The organism is Pseudomonas sp. GD03903, assembly GCF_029840045.1.
Classification (GTDB): Bacteria; Pseudomonadota; Gammaproteobacteria; order Pseudomonadales; family Pseudomonadaceae; genus Pseudomonas; species Pseudomonas pseudonitroreducens.
Map to the genome: position 1 here is coordinate 258,516 of NZ_JAOCBT010000007.1, position 15,977 is coordinate 274,492.

Genomic DNA, 15,977 nt, shown 5'->3' on the forward strand with positions numbered 1-15,977 from the left:
GCTCCCTGAGGGGAGAGGGGATGGGTTCGGTGATTCGGTGGTGCTTGGGAGCGGGCGGCTGGCCCTCACCCCAGCCCTCTCCCAGAGGGAGAGGGGGCGGATCGGTGTGAGGAGTTGGCTTCACTTGTAGGAGCGAGCTTGCTCGCGAACGGGTTACCCGGCGGAGTTGGCGCTGGGTGGGTTCGCGAGCAAGCTCGCTCCTACAAAAAAACGAAGAGCAGTTCGGCTCGGGCCGGTCATTCGCACTTCGGCCCGGGCGTCCACGGTGGGGTGGGGACGTTCGGGTCGAGTTTGTTCTCGTATTCGGCGTTGCCCAGCACCTTCAGGTATTCCACCAGCGCCCAGCGTTCTTCCGGCGACAGGGCGCGGCCGATGACGCCGTCCTTCCGGCAGCCGTCGCGGAATTCGTGGCCGCGGTTGCTGTTGCCGGTGACGCTGGTCTTGTAGAGGAAGCCGCCGGGGAAGCGCTCGGTGCGGTAGCCGGCGAACTTGGGGTCGTACTCGAAGCTGCCGACCCAGAACTGCGCGTCGCGCTCGGCCACCGGGGAGAGCATCTGGAACAGGTTGGGCACCGAGCCGTTGTGCAGGAACGGCGGGGTAGCCCAGATGCCGTCCAGCGGGCGGGCCTTGTAGGCGCGCAGTTCGCGCACGCCGATGGGCAGGCCGTAGCCGTTCATTTCCTGCTGCTGTTCCGGGCCGATGTGCGCGTCACGGTAAGCGCGCTGCTCGACGAAGGCGGTGACGTAGGCCAGGCCCTTGGCGGCGGAGATCTTCGACAGGTCCAGCGCTGCGTCGGGTTTGGGGATCAGCACGACGTTCATGTTCTGCAGCTCTTCCACTTTGAGCTTCAGCGGGCGCACGTCGAAGGTGTGGTCGGCGATGTTGTCGGCGGTGGTCGGGTCGGTGCCGATTTCGCTGGTGGGGACCATCTTCATCGCCCATTCGGGGACGCGCTTCTCGGCGATGGTGTCGGCGGAGCCCAGAGCCTTGATGTGCGGGCCGTGGCAGTACACGCAGTTGGCCTGGAACAGGGCGCGGCCCTGGGAGGCCTTCTTCAGGTCGATTTCGCCGAAGACTTCCTTCGGCCAGGCCGGCGGCTTCAGGTGCTTGAGGGTTTCTTCCAGGGTGTAGAGGTCGCGCAGGCGCACGCTGGAGGCGTAACGCTCATCGCCCATCACCGGCTTGCCGTCGCTCTCGAACATGCGCAGGGTGGCGCCGACGCCGAGGGCTTCGCCGATGTTGCGCGCCATGGGTTGCATGGCCGAGCCGTTCCACTGCACCCAGTCGAATTTCCAGATGTCCCACACCTGCGGGTAGTTCACCGGGGCGTTGGCGACGCGGTAGTTGGAGGCGTCGATGCCATCGCCGAACACGCTGTTGGCGATGCGCCCGAAGGCGTCGGCGCGGCCGGGGCCTTCCAGGGTCGGGTAGAGGCCGCGGTGGGTGTCGTTCCAGGCGGTGGAGACGAGGGTGCCGAGCACGTTGCGCACGTCGCGCTTGAGGGCGGCCTTGCCCTTGGGATAGCGATCGCCGAGTACGCCCTGGGCGAAGCGGTCGAACTTCCACGGTACGTAGTAGGTGGACGCGAGGCTGGCGCCCAGCGCCTGGCCGAACGCGCCGCCGCGCAGGGTGGGCACGGTGGAGGCGATGGAGTGCATGGCCGCGCCGCCGTCGATGCGGATGGCGGTGCCTTTGTAGCGCAGTTCGCCGGTGTGGCAGGCGGAGCAGGTGATGTCCAGGTACCAGGCGCCGGTCTCGCCGTCCTGGTGGCGGGCGAAGCCCACGGGGAGGTTGCCGGGATTCTTTGCGGTGGCAGCCAGCGTGTCGTCGGCAGCGCGGCCGATCTGCTCGGGCTCGATGAGGAAGCCGAAGCGCGCGAGGTTTTCCGGGCTGGCGAACTTGTCCTTGGAGAAGGGCTGCTCGAGGTGGGTGAACCAGTCGTAGCGCAGGCCTTTCACCTGGGTGCCCTGGGGCGTGTAGTAGTAGGTTTCGCGGTCCTGTTTCGACCACTGTTCCTCGAGGTGGATCATCTTCTGCGGCGGGGTGTATTCCGGCAGATTGGGATGCGCGGTGTACCAGGCGATGACGCCGCCGACGAGCAAGAGCAGCAGCAGAACTGCAAGTAGGACGCGTCCAAGAATGCGCATCGAAACTTCCTTGTTATATGTGCGAAAAAGAATCGGACGTTTATGCCAAGTACGCGGCGGCTTGGCAAGGTGATGCCGTACGGAATTCAGGGTTTTTATGGCGTGTTACGCGGTGTGGCGGGGAGTTTCCGGATTTACGGAGAGCGGATGTGCGGTGGCAGCCATCGTCTTTCAGCCGAACGCCTAAGTCGCGGGGCGCAGCTCCAGCAGCAGACTCAGGCAGATCGCCGCGCCGATCAGCACGCCGACCACGCTGGCGATGATCAGCGGCCAGCGCAGCCCGGGGCTGTCGTTCTCGTCGTCGGGAATCCGCATCTGGATGGCTGGCCAGAGTTCGTCTGGTGGCGGCAGTTCCGGCCAGGGTTCATCGCTGGGTGGCGGGGAAGGGTGGCCGGCGAGCTGGTAGAGCAGGGCGATCATCCAGTCCAGCGCGGCAATGCGCGTGGGGTGGTAGCGGTCGGCGTCGGTCCAGACGTGGAGGAAGGTGTCGACCAGCAGGATGTCGGCCTGCGTCTGATCGTCCTTCAGCTTCAGCGCCAAGGGGTAGAGGCGCGGGGCGGTGCAGCGGTACAACGTGGCGAAGGCGCGCGCGTCGCCGTCACCGCTTTCGGCGAGCAGGTAGCTGAGGAAGTTGGCTTCGTCCGGGTCGATGGCGGCCTCCGGCGGTGTCGCGGCGAGCGATGTGGCTGGAGGGTAAGGATAGATCGCGATGCCTTCTGTAGGAGCGAGCTTGCTCGCGAACCGCCCCGCAGGGGAGCTCCCAGCGAGCCTCTGTTCGCGAGCTCGCTCCTACCAGATCAAGAGCCCCTCACCCTAACCCTCTCCCGCGAGCGGGAGAGGGGACCGTTCGGTGCAGGATGAAACCTCGACGCCAGCCGGCACGGACGGCACCCTCACCCTTTGGGAGAGGGTGAGGGCCGGCCCGAGCCCAGAATTCACCTGTTGTAGCTGGTCACATACTTGGGTGCTCCAGCGTCGTAGGGCGAATAACCTGGAACAGGTTATCCGCCTGCACTTGAGCGGCGGATAACGCTGGCGCGTTATGCGCCCTACATGCCTGGGAAAGCGCCGTCAGGCGACGTCCTCGAACGGCAACCCGACATAGTTCTCGGCAATGCTCGTGCGGCCCGCCGCGGAGCCGAGGAAGTAGTCCAGTTCGGTCTCGAGCATGCGCTGGGTGAAGGCGTCGTTGTCGGGGAAGCGGTGCAGCATCGAGGTCATCCACCAGGAGAAGCGCTCGGCCTTCCAGATGCGCCGCAGGGCGATGGGCGAGTAGCGTTCCAGCAGATCGACTCGGCCTTCGCCGTAGACCCCGAGCAGGATGCGGTACAGCGTGTTCACGTCGCTGGCGGCCAGGTTCAGGCCCTTGGCGCCGGTGGGCGGGACGATGTGGCCGGCGTCGCCGACGAGGAACAGGCGGCCGTACTGCAGCGGCTCCACCACGAAGCTGCGCAGCGGGGCGATGCTCTTTTCCAGCGACGGCCCGGTGACCAACTGGCGCGCAACGTCTTCGGGAATACGGCGTTTGAGCTCGTCCCAGAAACGCCCGTCAGACCACTCCTCGACCTTTTCCTCCAGCCCCACCTGCAGGTAGTAGCGGCTGCGGGTGGCGCTGCGTTGGCTGCACAGGCTGAAGCCGCGTTCGCTGCTGGCGTAGATGAGTTCGTGGTTGACCGGCGGGGTATCGCTGAGCAGGCCGAGCCAGCCGAAGGGGTAGACGCGCTCGAAAGTCTTCAGGCGTTCGTCGGGGATGCTGCGCCGGGCTATGCCATGGAAGCCGTCGCAGCCGGCGATGTAGTCGCAGTCCAGACGTACGGTTTCGCCCTGGTGAGTGAAGGTGACGTAGGGCTTTTCGCTGGTCACGTCATGCAGCCCCACATCGGCCGCTTCGTACACGCTCATCGCGCCGCTGGCCGCGCGGGCGTGCATCAGGTCGCGGGTGACTTCGGTCTGGCCGTAGACCATCACCTGCTTGCCACCGGTGAGGGCCTTGAGGTCGATGCGTTCGCGACGGCCATTCAGGACCAGTTCGAAGCCATCGTGGAGCAGGCCTTCGGCGTCCATCCGTGCACTGGCACCGGCTTCGCGCAGCAGATCGGTGGTGCCCTGTTCGAGAACGCCGGCGCGGATGCGGCCGAGCACATAGTCGGGTGTCTGGCGTTCGAGGATGACGTTTTCGATGCCAGCCTTGTGCAGCAACTGGCCCAGCAGGAGGCCGGCAGGACCGGCGCCGATGATGGCGACTTGAGTCTTCATGGAGTGGCTCCTTGGAGAGCGCTGTTGTTTTTGTCCCCTGCATTTTTTGTGGATGAGATCGGCCTTTGAAGGTAATTTCCAATAGTCTTCTTGGACTTTTCATGGATGCGGGCGGTGATCGAACAACGTGCTGACAATCCGGTCCCGGTGTTCCGCCTGTATGGCGAAACGACGGTTTGGCCGACGCCGGACCTGATCCACTGCGAGTCGATCGCCTCACGCAGTCGCCTGCATGACTGGGAAATCCGCCCGCATCGCCATGGCGACCTGGTGCAATTGCTGTATGTGCAGTCCGGCGCGGCGGAGCTGGAAGTGGAGGGGCAGGTGATGCCTGTCCGCGAGGCGTCGTTGCAGGTCACGCCAGCGCTGGCTGTGCATGGTTTTCGCTTCGCCGAGGACGTGCAGGGCCGGGTGCTGAGCATGGGTCTGCCGCTGGCCGAGCAGCTCGGTGGCCTGCTGCAAAGCCCGGTGCTGGAGCAGCCGGCATGCTTCACCGTGGGCGAGGGCAAGCGTCACCTGGATGGGTTGTTCGAATCCATCGAGCGCGAGTACGCCGGGCAGGCGCCGGGCCGCGACCTGGTGCTGCAGTCGCTGCTCAACCTGCTGCTGGTCTGGCTCAGTCGCCGCGCGCTGGAACAGGCGCGCGCCCAGGCGAGCCAGCAGGATCGCGGCGTCGAGCATGTGCAGGCGTTTTCCCGCCTGCTGGAGCAGGATTTCCGACTACATCGGCCCATCGAACGCTACGCGGCGGCGCTGGGCATCAGCGCTGCACACCTCAATGCGCTGTGCCGGCGCCTGGCCGGGCAGTCGGCGCTGCAGCTGATCCACCAGCGCCTGCTGCTGGAGGCCAAGCGCAACCTGGTGTACACCGCCATGACCATCCAGCAGGTGTCGGACAGCCTGGGCTTCTCCGAACCTGCGTACTTCTCCCGATTCTTCAAGCGCTACGCCGGGGTCTCGCCCCGCGCGTTTCGCGAGCTGCGTTGAGCTGCCATGAATATCGATTCGCGTATCAAGTTCCGCCATCTCGTGTGCTTCCTCGAAGTGGCCCGCCAGGGCAGCCTGGCCCGCGCGGCGGATGCCCTGGCGGTGAGCCAGCCGGCCATCTCGAAGACGCTCAAGGAGCTGGAGGACCTGCTCGAAGCCAGCCTGTTCGAGCGCGGCAAGAGCGGCGCCAGCCTGACCGAGGCGGGCGTGGCCTTTCTGCGTTACGCCGGCCCCTGCGTGCAGGCGTTGCGCGATGGGGTGAACAGCCTGCGCGGCGGCGAGTACGCCTCCAGTGCGGTGCGCCTGGGCGTGCTCTCCACCGTGGAGAGCCTGCTGATGCCGGAGGTGGTGCGCCGACTGCACGAGCGTCACCCGGCGCTGGTGGTCAGTGTGGTCACCGGCCCGAGTGCGCACCTGCTCTCGCAACTGCGCGTGGGCGAGCTGGACCTGGTAGTCGGTCGGATGACCGAGAGCCCGCAAATCCAGGGCCTGACCTTCGAGCACCTGTACAGCGAATCCATGACCCTGGTGGCCCGTGCCGGGCACCCGCTGCTGGGCCGCCCGTTGCCGCCCTCGGCGCTGGACGACTGGCCGCTGGTGCTGCCGCTGGCGGGTACCACCATCCGCAAATTCGCCGACAGCCTGCTGCTGCAGAGCGGCCTCGGCCAGCCGCGCCAGAGGCTGGAAACCCTGTCCACGGTGCTCAGCCGCCGTTATGTATTGACCAGTGATGCGCTGTGGATCGCCCCGCTGGATTCGGTACGCCTGGACCTGCGCTCCGGCGAGATGTTCGAACTGCCGCTGGACGTGCAGGAACCGGGCGGTTCGGTGGGGGTTTGCAGCAACTCGACACTGCCGGTTTCCCTCGGTGCGCACTGGTGCCTGGAGGTGCTGCGCGAGGTGGGGGAGGCATACCGCGAGGGAAGTTATCCATAACCATATGGTTATGGATTGAGGGCTTTTTTTCAGTTTTCCATGTCGGATCAGCAGGCGACACTCCGTCGCACTGCCTGATGCACCAGGCTCCTATAAATCCAACAAGAGGAGACCGACATGTCCGACGCGGAGAACAGCCGCTTCGTCATTCGTGACCGAAACTGGCACCCCAAAGCCCTGACGCCCGACTACAAGACTTCCATCGCCCGCTCCCCGCGCCAGGCGCTGGTGAGCATTCCGCAATCGGTTTCCGAAACCAGTGGCCCGGACTTTTCGCACCTGAAGATGGGCGAGCACGACAACGACCTGCTGCTCAACTTCGACCACGGTGGCCTGCCTATCGGCGAGCGCATCATCGTGTCCGGCCGGGTCATGGACCAGTATGGCAAGCCTGTGCCGCATACCCTGGTAGAGATGTGGCAGGCCAACGCCGGCGGCCGCTATCGGCACAAGAACGACCGTTACCTCGCACCGCTGGACCCGAACTTCGGCGGCGTCGGCCGTGCGCTGACCGACAGCGAAGGACGCTACATCTTCCGCACCATCAAGCCCGGCCCGTACCCCTGGCGTAACGGCCCCAACGACTGGCGCCCAGCGCACATCCACTTCTCCATCAGCGGCCCGTCGATTTCCACGCGGCTGATTACCCAACTGTATTTCGAGGGCGACCCGCTGATCCCGATGTGCCCCATCGTCAAATCCATCGCCAACCCGGACGCGGTGGAATCGCTGATCGCCAAGCTCGACATGAGCAACGCCAACCCCATGGATTGCCTGGCCTACCGCTTCGATATCGTGCTGCGTGGCCAGCGCAAGACCCATTTCGAGAACAAGTGAGGAGGACCGACCATGCCTATCGAACTGCTGCCGGAAACCCCCTCGCAGACCGCCGGCCCCTACGTGCACATCGGCCTGGCGCTGGCCGCCGCCGGCAATCCGGCCCGTGACCAGGAAATCTGGAGCGAGATGGCCAAGCCCGACGCGCCCGGCGAACACATCCTGCTGATCGGCCATGTGTATGACGGCAACGGCCACCTGATCCGCGATTCCTTCCTGGAGCTGTGGCAGGCGAATCACGAAGGCGTGTATGACACTGCCTACGATCTGGAAAAGCCTTTCAATGGCTTCGGACGCACGGCAACGACCTTCGATGCCGGCGAGTGGCAGGTGCAGACCATCAAGCCCGGTGTGGTGAAGAATGCCGCCGGCGTGCCCATGGCGCCGCACATCAACATCTCGTTGTTCGCCCGTGGCATCAACCTGCATTTGCAGACGCGCCTGTACTTCGAAGACGAGGCGCAAGCGAACACCGTGGACCCGGTGCTGAACCTGATCGAGCAGCCCGAACGTCGGCAAACCCTCATTGCAAAGCGTTGCGAGGTGGACGGGAGGCTCGCTTACCGGTTTGATATCCGCGTCCAGGGAAATGCGGAAACGGTGTTCTTTGACTTCTGACACACGACTACATGAGACATCCGCCGAGCCGGTCGCCGACCGCGTTCGGCGGCACTTCGCGGCCGCGCTCGACGAGCGCGGCTACCGGGCGGACGAAGCCCAGGTGACGGCGGTGGACCACCTCGCCACCTGGCTCGACGACTTCCTCGCCGGTCGCCATGGCTTCCTGCGCAAGCCGGTGGCGGGCGTCTACCTGTGGGGCGGCGTCGGGCGCGGCAAGAGCTTCGTCATGGACCAGTTCTTTGCCGCCGCGCCGACACAGGCCAAGCGCCGCGTGCACTTCCACGCCTTCCTGCAGGAATTGCAGAGCCGCATGCTGGCGATCACCGGGCAGTCTGACCCGCTGGTGCGCGTAGCCCGCGCCATCGCCGAAGAAACCAGGCTGCTGTGCTTCGACGAATTCCACGTGCACGACATCGGCGATGCCATGCTCCTGGGGCGGATGCTGAAGGTGCTGGTGGACGAAGGCGTAGGCCTGGTCTGTACGTCCAACTACGAGCCGGAAAACCTCTGTCCGAATCCGCTGTATCGCGAGCGCTTCCGTCCGGCCATCGAGCTGATCGAAAAACGCTTCGACGTGATCTCGGTGGATGCCGGCCAGGATTACCGCGAGCACAGCACGTCGCTGGAGGAGTGGGGCAGCTTCCTCTGGCCGGCCCGCGCCGATGATCGGGAGCTGATCGGCTCGCGCCTGGGGCTGGCTGCAGATGCGAAGTTCGACGAGGTCTTGAGCGTCAATCACCACCCGCTGAAGGTGCATGCCCATGACGATCACTGCGCGTGGATGGACTTCAGCGAAATGTTCGAACGCCCGCGCTCGGCCAGCGACTATCTGTGGCTGATCGAGCATTACCCGCGTATGGCGGTGAGCGGCCTTGGCCCGCTGGCGGACTACCCGCCGGACGTGAGCATGCGCTTCCTCAACTTCATCGATATCGCCTACGACCGGCAGCTGAGGCTGCAATTGTTCGCCACGGTGTCGCTGGACGAGTTGGCGGCGGGCGGCGCGGCGCTGGACTTTTCGCGAACGCTGAGCCGGTTGCGGCAGTTGAAGCTGGAGCCGCTTTAGGCCTTTGTGCGGCTGTTTATTTTGGTTCGCGAGCAAGCTCGCTCCTACGAAGATCGCTCCGATCCCACCTGTAGGAGCGAGCTTGCTCGCGAACCCAGGTCGACACAGATGCACCGGCCTCCGGACGGCGGATAACGCTGGCGCGTTATGCGCCCTACGCTGGTGGCGCGGGGTGGCGATAAGCTCTGTTCGATAATCGGCCGTCCGTGTTGCGATAATCGCCCGCGGGTGTCGATAATCGCCCGGCATTCGCCTGCCAGGACAACAACAATGACCGACGCCCCCCGTGCCAGCCTGCCGCCTCTTGCGCCGCCGATCATCGCTTCGCCCGCCAAGCGCATCGAGGCCTTCACCGGCGACCCGAACTTCATGACCTCGCTGGCCCGCGGCCTGGCGGTGATCCATGCCTTCCAGGAGCGCAAACGCCACCTGACCATCGCGCAGATCAGCCACCGCACCGAGATCCCCCGCGCCGCCGTGCGCCGCTGCCTGCACACGCTGATGAAGCTGGGCTACGTCACCTCCGACGGGCGTACCTACTCGTTGTTGCCCAAGGTGCTGACGCTAGGCCACGCCTACCTGTCGTCCACGCCGCTGGCAGTCACCGCGCAGCCGATCCTCGACCGCCTCAGTGAGCAACTCCACGAGGCCTGCTCGATGGCCACGCTGGAGGGCGACGAGATTCTTTATATCGCCCGTTCGGCCACGCCGCAGCGCCTGATCTCGGTGGACCTGAGCGTCGGCAGCCGGCTGCCGGCCTACTGCACGTCCATGGGCCGCATCCTGCTTGCCGGGCTGAATGACGAAGCACTGGAAGACTACCTGGCCCACGCCGACCTGCAGGTGAAGACCAGCCGCACCGTGCACACCCCGGAGATGCTCCGCGCGAGCATCGCCGAGATCCGCCAGCAGGGCTGGGTGATCATCGACCAGGAACTGGAAGTCGGCCTGCGCTCCATCGCCGTGCCGCTGAAGGACTCCGCCGGCCAGGTGCTGGCCGCGCTGAACGTCGGCACCCACGCCGGCCGGGTGTCGCGCCAGGAGCTGGAAACGCGCTTCCTGCCAGTGTTGCTGGAAGCCAGCCGCGAGCTGGGCACGCGGCTGTTCCACTGAGTTTTGCTCAGCGCTGTTCCAGGTAGGAGGGGGCTACGGCCTCCGCCAGCCACACGCCATTGGCCGAGCGATAGAAGCGCTGGCCGTCACGCCACATCTGGCCGCTGCGGACCACGAGGATGGTCGGCTTGCCTCGGCGCGAGCCGACGCGCTCGGCCGTCTCGCGGTCGGCGCTCAAGTGGACGTGCTGGCGGCTCATGGGTTTCAGACCGTCACGCAGGATCGCCGCCAGTGAGGCGGGAATCGTGCCGTGGTAGAGCACTTCCGGCGGCTCGCAGGGCTCCAGCTGCAGATCGACGCTGACCGAATGGCCCTGGTTGGCGCGGATGCGCAGGCCGTCGTCGCTGAAGGCGAAGCGCTGCTTGTCGTTGGTGACAACGACCTCTTCGAGCATTCCGCGATTGAAGCGATGCCCCTTGTCGGCTGATTTGCGCAGGAGCTCCTCGACCGCCACCCAGCCATTGGCGTCCAGCGTCAAACCTGCCGTTTCCGGACTGTGGCGCAGGATCAGTGACAGCCATTTGCTGATCGATTTCCGTTCGTTGTCGTTCATTTCTTCCTCTGAATCTCCCGGGTGCGCGGCCATTCTAACCAGTGACGCGCTGCGGGCCGTAATCCCGTTCGCTAACCGCCCACAGTGGCGATTATCGAATTGATCGGCTGAACGTCTCTTCGTACTGTTGCTCGACCCGTTCAGCCGGACGGGCAATAACAACAATGAGCGTCAGCCATGGCCCCTGTGTGCCTGCCCCATCCGCCGGTCCGTGCGTCCACCGGCTCGCGCCTCATTCCTGTCCAGCTTGCGGGAGTGCAGGGCGATCCAGCCGGCTTTCCCGCGACGACGCCTTCGCAGGAAGTCTTCGCATGACCAGTTCCGCCCACGTGCCCGCTGCCGGCACCCTCGACGTCCAGTCCTTCATCAATGCCCAGCCGTTGTCGCTGTACCAGTGCCGCATCGTCCTGCTGTGCTTCCTCATCGTCTTCCTCGACGGCCTGGATACCGCCGCCATGGGCTTCATCGCCCCGGCGCTGACCCAGGACTGGGGCATCGACCGCGCCAGCCTTGGCCCGGTGATGAGCGCCGCGCTGATCGGCATGGTCTTTGGCGCCCTGGGCTCCGGCCCGCTGGCCGACCGCTTCGGGCGCAAGGGTGTGCTGGTGGTAGCGGTATTCCTGTTCGGCCTGTTCAGCCTGCTCTCGGCCTACAGCAGCAACCTCGACCAGCTGATGGCGCTGCGCCTGCTGACCGGCATCGGCCTGGGCGCGGCAATGCCCAACGCCACCACGCTGCTCTCGGAGTACACCCCCGAGCGCCTCAAGTCGCTGCTGGTGACCAGCATGTTCTGCGGTTTCAACCTCGGCATGGCGGCGGGCGGGTTCGTCTCTGCCAAGCTGATCCCGGCGTATGGCTGGCACAGCCTGCTGTTGCTCGGCGGCGTACTGCCGCTGCTGCTGGCGGTGGTGCTGCTGGTATGGCTACCGGAGTCCGCGCGTTTCCTGGTGGTGCGCAATCGCGGGGCGGACAGGGTCAAGCGGGTACTGGCGCCGATTGCTCCGGGCGAAGTGGTCACGGCTCGCGAATTCAGCGTGCCGGAACAGAAGACGGTGCAGAGCCGCAATGTGTTCAAGGTGATCTTCTCCGGCACCTACAGCGCGGGAACCCTGCTGTTGTGGCTGACCTACTTCATGGGCCTGGTGATCGTTTACCTGCTCACCAGCTGGCTGCCGACGCTGATGCGTGACGCCGGCGCGAGCATGGAGCAGGCCGCCTTCATCGGCGCGCTGTTCCAGCTCGGCGGGGTGCTCAGTTCGGTGGCAGTGGGCTGGGCCATGGACCGCTTCAACCCGCACAAGGTCATCGGCATCTTCTACTGCCTGGCAGGTGTGTTCGCCTACTTCGTCGGGCAGAGCCTGGGCACCGTCACGCTGCTGGCGACCCTGGTGCTGGCTGCCGGGATGTGCGTGAACGGCGCGCAGTCGGCCATGCCGTCTCTCGCCGCGCGCTTCTACCCGACCCAGGGACGCGCCACCGGGGTGTCCTGGATGCTTGGCATCGGCCGCTTCGGCGCCATTCTCGGCGCCTGGATCGGCGCAACCCTGCTGGGCCTGGGCTGGAACTTCGAGCAGGTACTGACTGCGCTGATGCTGCCGGCTGCGATTGCCACTGCGGCGGTGCTGATCAAGGGGCTGGTGAGCCACGCCGACGCTACCTGATCCTCACGGCAGCGGCGCGCCGATCAGTTGCAGGCAGCGCTGCAACGGCGCGCTGACATCGCCGCGGCGCAGGCTGAGGATGATCGGCGAGACTGCCTCGGCATCGGTCAGCGTGGCGTAGCCGATGTCGGCGCGGTGCTGTTGCTGCACCGACGCCGGCACCAGCGCCACGCCAAGGCCGGCGGCGACCAGGCCGATGGCGGTCTGCAACTCGTTGGTCCACTGCGCCACGCGCACGCTCAGGCCATGGTTGGCGAACAGCGCCAGCACATGGTCGGCGTAGCTGGGGCGTGGGTTGGCGGGGTAGAGCACGAAGTCCTCGCCGGCCAGCTGCTCCAGGCTCACTGGGTGGCCCAACAGACGGTGCCCGGCGGGCAGCACGGCGACTATCGGCTCCTCACGCAGGACGATCTGGCTGATCGCCGGGTCGTCGATGCGGATGCGCCCGAAGCCGATGTCGATGCGCCCGCTTTTCAATGCCTCGACCTGCTGCACCGTGGTCATTTCCTGCAGCCCCAATTCCAGCCCGGCGTCGCCGCGCAACTCGCGGATCAGCTCGGGCAGGCCGTCGTACAGCGTCGACGGGGCGAAGCCGATGCCGAACCACTGGCGCTCGCCACGGCCGATGCGCCGGGTGCTCTCACAGATGCTTTCCAACTGCGCCAGCAGGGTGACGGTCTGCTCGTGGAAGTAGCGTCCGGCGTCGGTCAGCCGTAGCGGCCGGCCGCGTTCCAGCAAGGGCACGCCGAGCAGCTCCTCGAGCTGCTGGATCTGCCGGCTCAGCGGCGGCTGGGCGATGTGCAGGCGCTCGGCGGCGCGGGTGAAGTTGAGGGTGCCGGCCACTTCGCGGAAGTAGCGCAGGTGTCGCAGCTCCATGATACCTCCAGGGTATGCAACAAGACGGCATCGATATTGGACTGGCTACAGGCCCCGGCGCAATCCTTCGTCAATCGCGAAAAGACCTTCCGGGTATCGCTAATTGACTGCCCGGCCACCCCAGAAATCCAACACCGGAACGCCGTCCATGAGTAGCCCTGTCATCGATCGCATCGAGTCGATCATCGTCGACCTGCCGACCATCCGCCCGCACAAGCTGGCCATGCACACCATGCAGCGGCAGACGCTGGTGATCATCCGCCTGCGCTGCTCCGACGGCGTCGAGGGCATCGGCGAAGCCACCACCATCGGCGGCCTGGCCTATGGCAACGAGAGCCCGGAAAGCATCAAGGCCAACATCGATGCGCACTTCGCGCCGCTGCTGCATGGGCAGGACGCGAGCAACATCAACGCCTGCATGCAGCGCCTGGACAAGTCGATCAAGGGTAATACCTTCGCCCGCTCCGGCATCGAGAGCGCGCTGCTCGACGCCCAGGGCAAGCGCCTCGGCCTGCCGGTCAGCGAGCTGCTCGGCGGCCGCGTGCGCGACAGTCTCGAAGTGGCCTGGACCCTGGCCTCCGGCGACACCGCCCGCGACATCGCCGAAGCCGAGCAGATGCTGGACATTCGCCGCCACCGCATCTTCAAGCTGAAGATCGGCGCCAACCCGCTGGAGCAGGACCTCAAGCACGTGGTGGCGATCAAGAAGGCCCTGGGCGAGCGCGCCAGCGTGCGCGTCGACGTCAACCAGGGTTGGGATGAATCCCAGGCCATCCGCGGCTGCCAGGTGCTCGGCGAGAACGGCATCGACCTCATCGAACAGCCCATCTCGCGCATCAACCGCAGCGGCCAGGTGCGCCTGAACCAGCGCAGCCCGGCGCCGATCATGGCCGACGAATCCATCGAGAGCGTGGCCGACGCCTTCAGCCTCGCCGCCGACGGCGCGGCGAGCATCTTCGCCTTGAAGATCGCCAAGAACGGCGGCCCGCGCGCCGTGTTGCGCACTGCGCAGATCGCCGAAGCGGCCGGTATCGCCCTGTATGGCGGGACCATGCTCGAAGGCGCGGTCGGCACCCTGGCCTCGGCCCACGCCTTCATCACCCTGGAAAAACTCACCTGGGCCACCGAGCTGTTCGGACCGTTGCTGCTCACCGAAGAGATCGTCACCGAGCCGCCGGTGTATCGCGACTTCCAGCTGCACGTGCCGCGCACGCCCGGCCTGGGCCTGACCCTGGACGAAGAGCGCCTGGCGCGCTTCCGCCGTACCTGATTTTTTCGATTGAGATAGAGGAGAAAAGCCGATGCTGTTCCACGTGAAGATGACCGTGAAATTGCCGGTCGACATGGACCCGGCCAAGGCCGCCCAGCTCAAGGCCGACGAAAAGGAACTGGCCCAGCGCCTGCAGCGTGAGGGCAAGTGGCGCCACCTGTGGCGCATCGCCGGGCACTACGCCAACTACAGCGTGTTCGACCTCGCCAGCGTCGAGGAACTGCACGACACCCTGATGCAGTTGCCGCTGTTCCCCTACATGGACATCGAGGTCGACGGGCTCTGCCGCCATCCGTCCTCGATCCATTCCGACGACCGCTGATTTCCGTTCCGTACGACTCAACAAGAACAAGATTTGAGGATCGCACCATGACCGTGAAGATTTCCCAGACTGCCGATATCCAGAGCTTCTTCGAAGAGGCCAGCGGCGCCCTGAACGATGCCGGTAACCCGCGGGTGAAGAACCTGGTCCTGCGCATCCTGCAGGACACCGCGAAGCTCATCGAGGACATGAGCGTCACCCCGGACGAGTTCTGGAAAGCCGTGGACTACCTCAACCGCCTCGGCGCTCGCCAGGAGGCGGGTCTGGTGGTCGCTGGTCTGGGCATCGAGCACTACCTCGACCTGCTGCTGGACGCCCAGGACGCCGCCGTCGGCATCGAAGGCGGCACCCCGCGCACCATCGAAGGCCCGCTGTACGTGGCCGGTGCGCCGCTGTCCGAAGGCGAGGCGCGGATGGATGACGGAAAAGACGCGGGCACCGTGATGTTCCTCTCCGGCCGCGTGTTCGACCTCGACGGCAAGCCGCTGGCCGGCGCCGTGGTCGACCTCTGGCACGCCAACACCAAGGGCACGTACTCCTACTTCGACAGCACCCAGTCCGAGTACAACCTGCGCCGGCGCATCGTCACCGACGCCGAAGGCCGCTACCGGGCGCGCAGCATCGTGCCCAGCGGCTACGGCTGCCCGCCGGACGGCCCGACCCAGGAGCTGCTGGACCAGCTCGGCCGCCACGGCCAGCGCCCGGCGCACATCCACTTCTTCATCTCCGCGCCGGGGCATCGCCACCTGACCACCCAGATCAACCTGGCCGGCGACCAGTACCTGTGGGACGACTTTGCCTACGCCACCCGTGACGGGCTGATCGGCGAGGTGCGTTTCGTCGAGGACGCAGCCGCCGCCCAGGCACGCGGAGTGGAAGGGCGCTTCGCCGAGATCGAGTTCGATTTCCAGCTGCAGCAGGCGGTTTCCGCTGGCGCCGAAGACCGCAGCAACCGCCCTCGCGCCCTGCAGGAAGCCTGATTCCCCAACCGCTCTGACCCTGCCGATGACCTCGCCGTAGGATGGCGCGGAGCGAAGCGATACCCATCAATCCGTGCACCGGCAGCATGGGTATCGCTGCGCTCCACCCATCCTACCCAGCTCGCTGCGGACCTCGGTGTGGCCGGGGAGCAATCGCGGACGGAGTCCGCTCCTACGCCCCGGGATCTTTCTCGCCAGGCGTGTAGGAGCGGACTTCGTCCGCGATGGCTTTCCATCCATGCCGAAGCATCAGAGGCGTGCGGTTCTCGAGCAAGGACTGGGCGTCCCCCTCGGTCCTGCAAGGGAATCCTGCGATTGCCGGCAGAGTCCGGCCTTGCCGGTAACCTCGCCG

General features: G+C 65.8%; 15 protein-coding genes. 10 read left to right on the plus strand and 5 right to left on the minus strand.

Going from position 1 to position 15,977, the window contains the following annotated elements; translation table 11 throughout:
* Nucleotides 1-236 precede the first annotated feature (236 nt).
* From N5C91_RS13955 to pobA, 3 genes are all read right to left on the minus strand, one after another.
* Nucleotides 237-2,147 carry a di-heme-cytochrome C peroxidase gene (locus N5C91_RS13955; RefSeq protein ID WP_279830148.1) on the minus strand — a complete coding sequence of 637 codons (1,911 nt, stop codon included), beginning with the start codon at nt 2,145-2,147 and terminating at the stop codon, nt 237-239.
* 183 nt (nt 2,148-2,330) lie between these two features.
* Nucleotides 2,331-2,687 (minus strand): hypothetical protein, encoded by a 357-nt coding sequence (locus tag N5C91_RS13960; RefSeq protein ID WP_279830149.1) that lies wholly within the window; start codon nt 2,685-2,687, stop codon nt 2,331-2,333.
* Between the two features lie 531 nt (nt 2,688-3,218).
* Nucleotides 3,219-4,403 carry a 4-hydroxybenzoate 3-monooxygenase gene (gene pobA / locus N5C91_RS13965; protein WP_279830150.1) on the minus strand — a complete coding sequence of 395 codons (1,185 nt, stop codon included), beginning with the start codon at nt 4,401-4,403 and terminating at the stop codon, nt 3,219-3,221.
* Nucleotides 4,404-4,508: 105 nt separating this feature from the next.
* Between pobA and N5C91_RS13970 the strand changes: the two genes are divergently transcribed.
* From N5C91_RS13970 to N5C91_RS13995, 6 genes are all read left to right on the plus strand, one after another.
* Nucleotides 4,509-5,390, plus strand: coding sequence for a helix-turn-helix domain-containing protein (locus N5C91_RS13970; RefSeq protein WP_279830151.1), 882 nt, complete (start codon nt 4,509-4,511; stop codon nt 5,388-5,390).
* Nucleotides 5,391-5,396: 6 nt separating this feature from the next.
* Complete coding sequence (gene pcaQ / locus N5C91_RS13975) at nt 5,397-6,326, plus strand: pca operon transcription factor PcaQ (RefSeq protein ID WP_279830152.1); 930 nt, start codon at nt 5,397-5,399, stop codon at nt 6,324-6,326.
* 117 nt (nt 6,327-6,443) lie between these two features.
* Nucleotides 6,444-7,163, plus strand: a complete 720-nt coding sequence (gene pcaH / locus N5C91_RS13980; RefSeq protein ID WP_279830153.1) for a protocatechuate 3,4-dioxygenase subunit beta — start codon at nt 6,444-6,446, stop codon at nt 7,161-7,163.
* 12 nt (nt 7,164-7,175) lie between these two features.
* Complete coding sequence (gene pcaG, locus N5C91_RS13985) at nt 7,176-7,781, plus strand: protocatechuate 3,4-dioxygenase subunit alpha (RefSeq protein ID WP_279830154.1); 606 nt, start codon at nt 7,176-7,178, stop codon at nt 7,779-7,781.
* Nucleotides 7,771-8,850, plus strand: coding sequence for a cell division protein ZapE (gene zapE, locus N5C91_RS13990; protein ID WP_279830155.1), 1,080 nt, complete (start codon nt 7,771-7,773; stop codon nt 8,848-8,850). Before pcaG ends, zapE begins: the two co-directional genes overlap by 11 nt.
* Nucleotides 8,851-9,120: 270 nt before the next feature.
* Nucleotides 9,121-9,963, plus strand: coding sequence for an IclR family transcriptional regulator (locus tag N5C91_RS13995; RefSeq protein WP_054907667.1), 843 nt, complete (start codon nt 9,121-9,123; stop codon nt 9,961-9,963).
* 7 nt (nt 9,964-9,970) lie between these two features.
* On the opposite strand, the gene N5C91_RS14000 is transcribed toward N5C91_RS13995, so the two are convergent.
* Nucleotides 9,971-10,516 (minus strand): RNA 2'-phosphotransferase, encoded by a 546-nt coding sequence (locus N5C91_RS14000; protein ID WP_236175467.1) that lies wholly within the window; start codon nt 10,514-10,516, stop codon nt 9,971-9,973.
* A gap of 311 nt (nt 10,517-10,827) precedes the next feature.
* On the opposite strand from N5C91_RS14000, the gene N5C91_RS14005 reads away from it, so the two are divergent.
* The gene (locus tag N5C91_RS14005; RefSeq protein WP_279830156.1) at nt 10,828-12,177 is read left to right on the plus strand and encodes an MFS transporter; all 1,350 of its coding nucleotides are present in this window, start codon (nt 10,828-10,830) and stop codon (nt 12,175-12,177) included.
* Between the two features lie 3 nt (nt 12,178-12,180).
* Here N5C91_RS14005 and N5C91_RS14010 read toward each other — a convergent pair whose 3' ends face one another.
* Nucleotides 12,181-13,053, minus strand: coding sequence for a LysR family transcriptional regulator (locus N5C91_RS14010; RefSeq protein ID WP_279830157.1), 873 nt, complete (start codon nt 13,051-13,053; stop codon nt 12,181-12,183).
* Nucleotides 13,054-13,201: 148 nt separating this feature from the next.
* Here N5C91_RS14010 and N5C91_RS14015 point away from each other — a divergent pair, with 148 nt between their 5' ends.
* Genes N5C91_RS14015 through catA form a run of 3 tightly spaced genes read left to right on the plus strand, consistent with a single transcriptional unit; the run spans nt 13,202 to nt 15,625 of the window.
* Nucleotides 13,202-14,323 carry a muconate cycloisomerase family protein gene (locus N5C91_RS14015; RefSeq protein WP_279830158.1) on the plus strand — a complete coding sequence of 374 codons (1,122 nt, stop codon included), beginning with the start codon at nt 13,202-13,204 and terminating at the stop codon, nt 14,321-14,323.
* A gap of 31 nt (nt 14,324-14,354) precedes the next feature.
* A complete protein-coding gene (gene catC / locus N5C91_RS14020; protein WP_017519458.1) occupies nt 14,355-14,645 on the plus strand; it encodes a muconolactone Delta-isomerase in 291 nt (96 codons plus the stop codon).
* Between the two features lie 47 nt (nt 14,646-14,692).
* Complete coding sequence (gene catA, locus N5C91_RS14025; protein ID WP_279830159.1) at nt 14,693-15,625, plus strand: catechol 1,2-dioxygenase; 933 nt, start codon at nt 14,693-14,695, stop codon at nt 15,623-15,625.
* The last annotated feature ends 352 nt before the right edge of the window (nt 15,626-15,977 follow it).

Coding starts and splice junctions, on each gene's coding strand:
- N5C91_RS13955 (WP_279830148.1), bottom strand. CDS start 2,147: ATGCGCATTCTTGGACGCGTCCTACTTGCAGTTCTGCTGCTGCTCTTG.
- pobA (WP_279830150.1), bottom strand. CDS start 4,403: ATGAAGACTCAAGTCGCCATCATCGGCGCCGGTCCTGCCGGCCTCCTG.
- N5C91_RS13970 (WP_279830151.1), top strand. CDS start 4,509: ATGCGGGCGGTGATCGAACAACGTGCTGACAATCCGGTCCCGGTGTTC.
- pcaQ (WP_279830152.1), top strand. CDS start 5,397: ATGAATATCGATTCGCGTATCAAGTTCCGCCATCTCGTGTGCTTCCTC.
- pcaH (WP_279830153.1), top strand. CDS start 6,444: ATGTCCGACGCGGAGAACAGCCGCTTCGTCATTCGTGACCGAAACTGG.
- pcaG (WP_279830154.1), top strand. CDS start 7,176: ATGCCTATCGAACTGCTGCCGGAAACCCCCTCGCAGACCGCCGGCCCC.
- N5C91_RS13995 (WP_054907667.1), top strand. CDS start 9,121: ATGACCGACGCCCCCCGTGCCAGCCTGCCGCCTCTTGCGCCGCCGATC.
- N5C91_RS14000 (WP_236175467.1), bottom strand. CDS start 10,516: ATGAACGACAACGAACGGAAATCGATCAGCAAATGGCTGTCACTGATC.
- N5C91_RS14005 (WP_279830156.1), top strand. CDS start 10,828: ATGACCAGTTCCGCCCACGTGCCCGCTGCCGGCACCCTCGACGTCCAG.
- N5C91_RS14010 (WP_279830157.1), bottom strand. CDS start 13,053: ATGGAGCTGCGACACCTGCGCTACTTCCGCGAAGTGGCCGGCACCCTC.
- N5C91_RS14015 (WP_279830158.1), top strand. CDS start 13,202: ATGAGTAGCCCTGTCATCGATCGCATCGAGTCGATCATCGTCGACCTG.
- catC (WP_017519458.1), top strand. CDS start 14,355: ATGCTGTTCCACGTGAAGATGACCGTGAAATTGCCGGTCGACATGGAC.
- catA (WP_279830159.1), top strand. CDS start 14,693: ATGACCGTGAAGATTTCCCAGACTGCCGATATCCAGAGCTTCTTCGAA.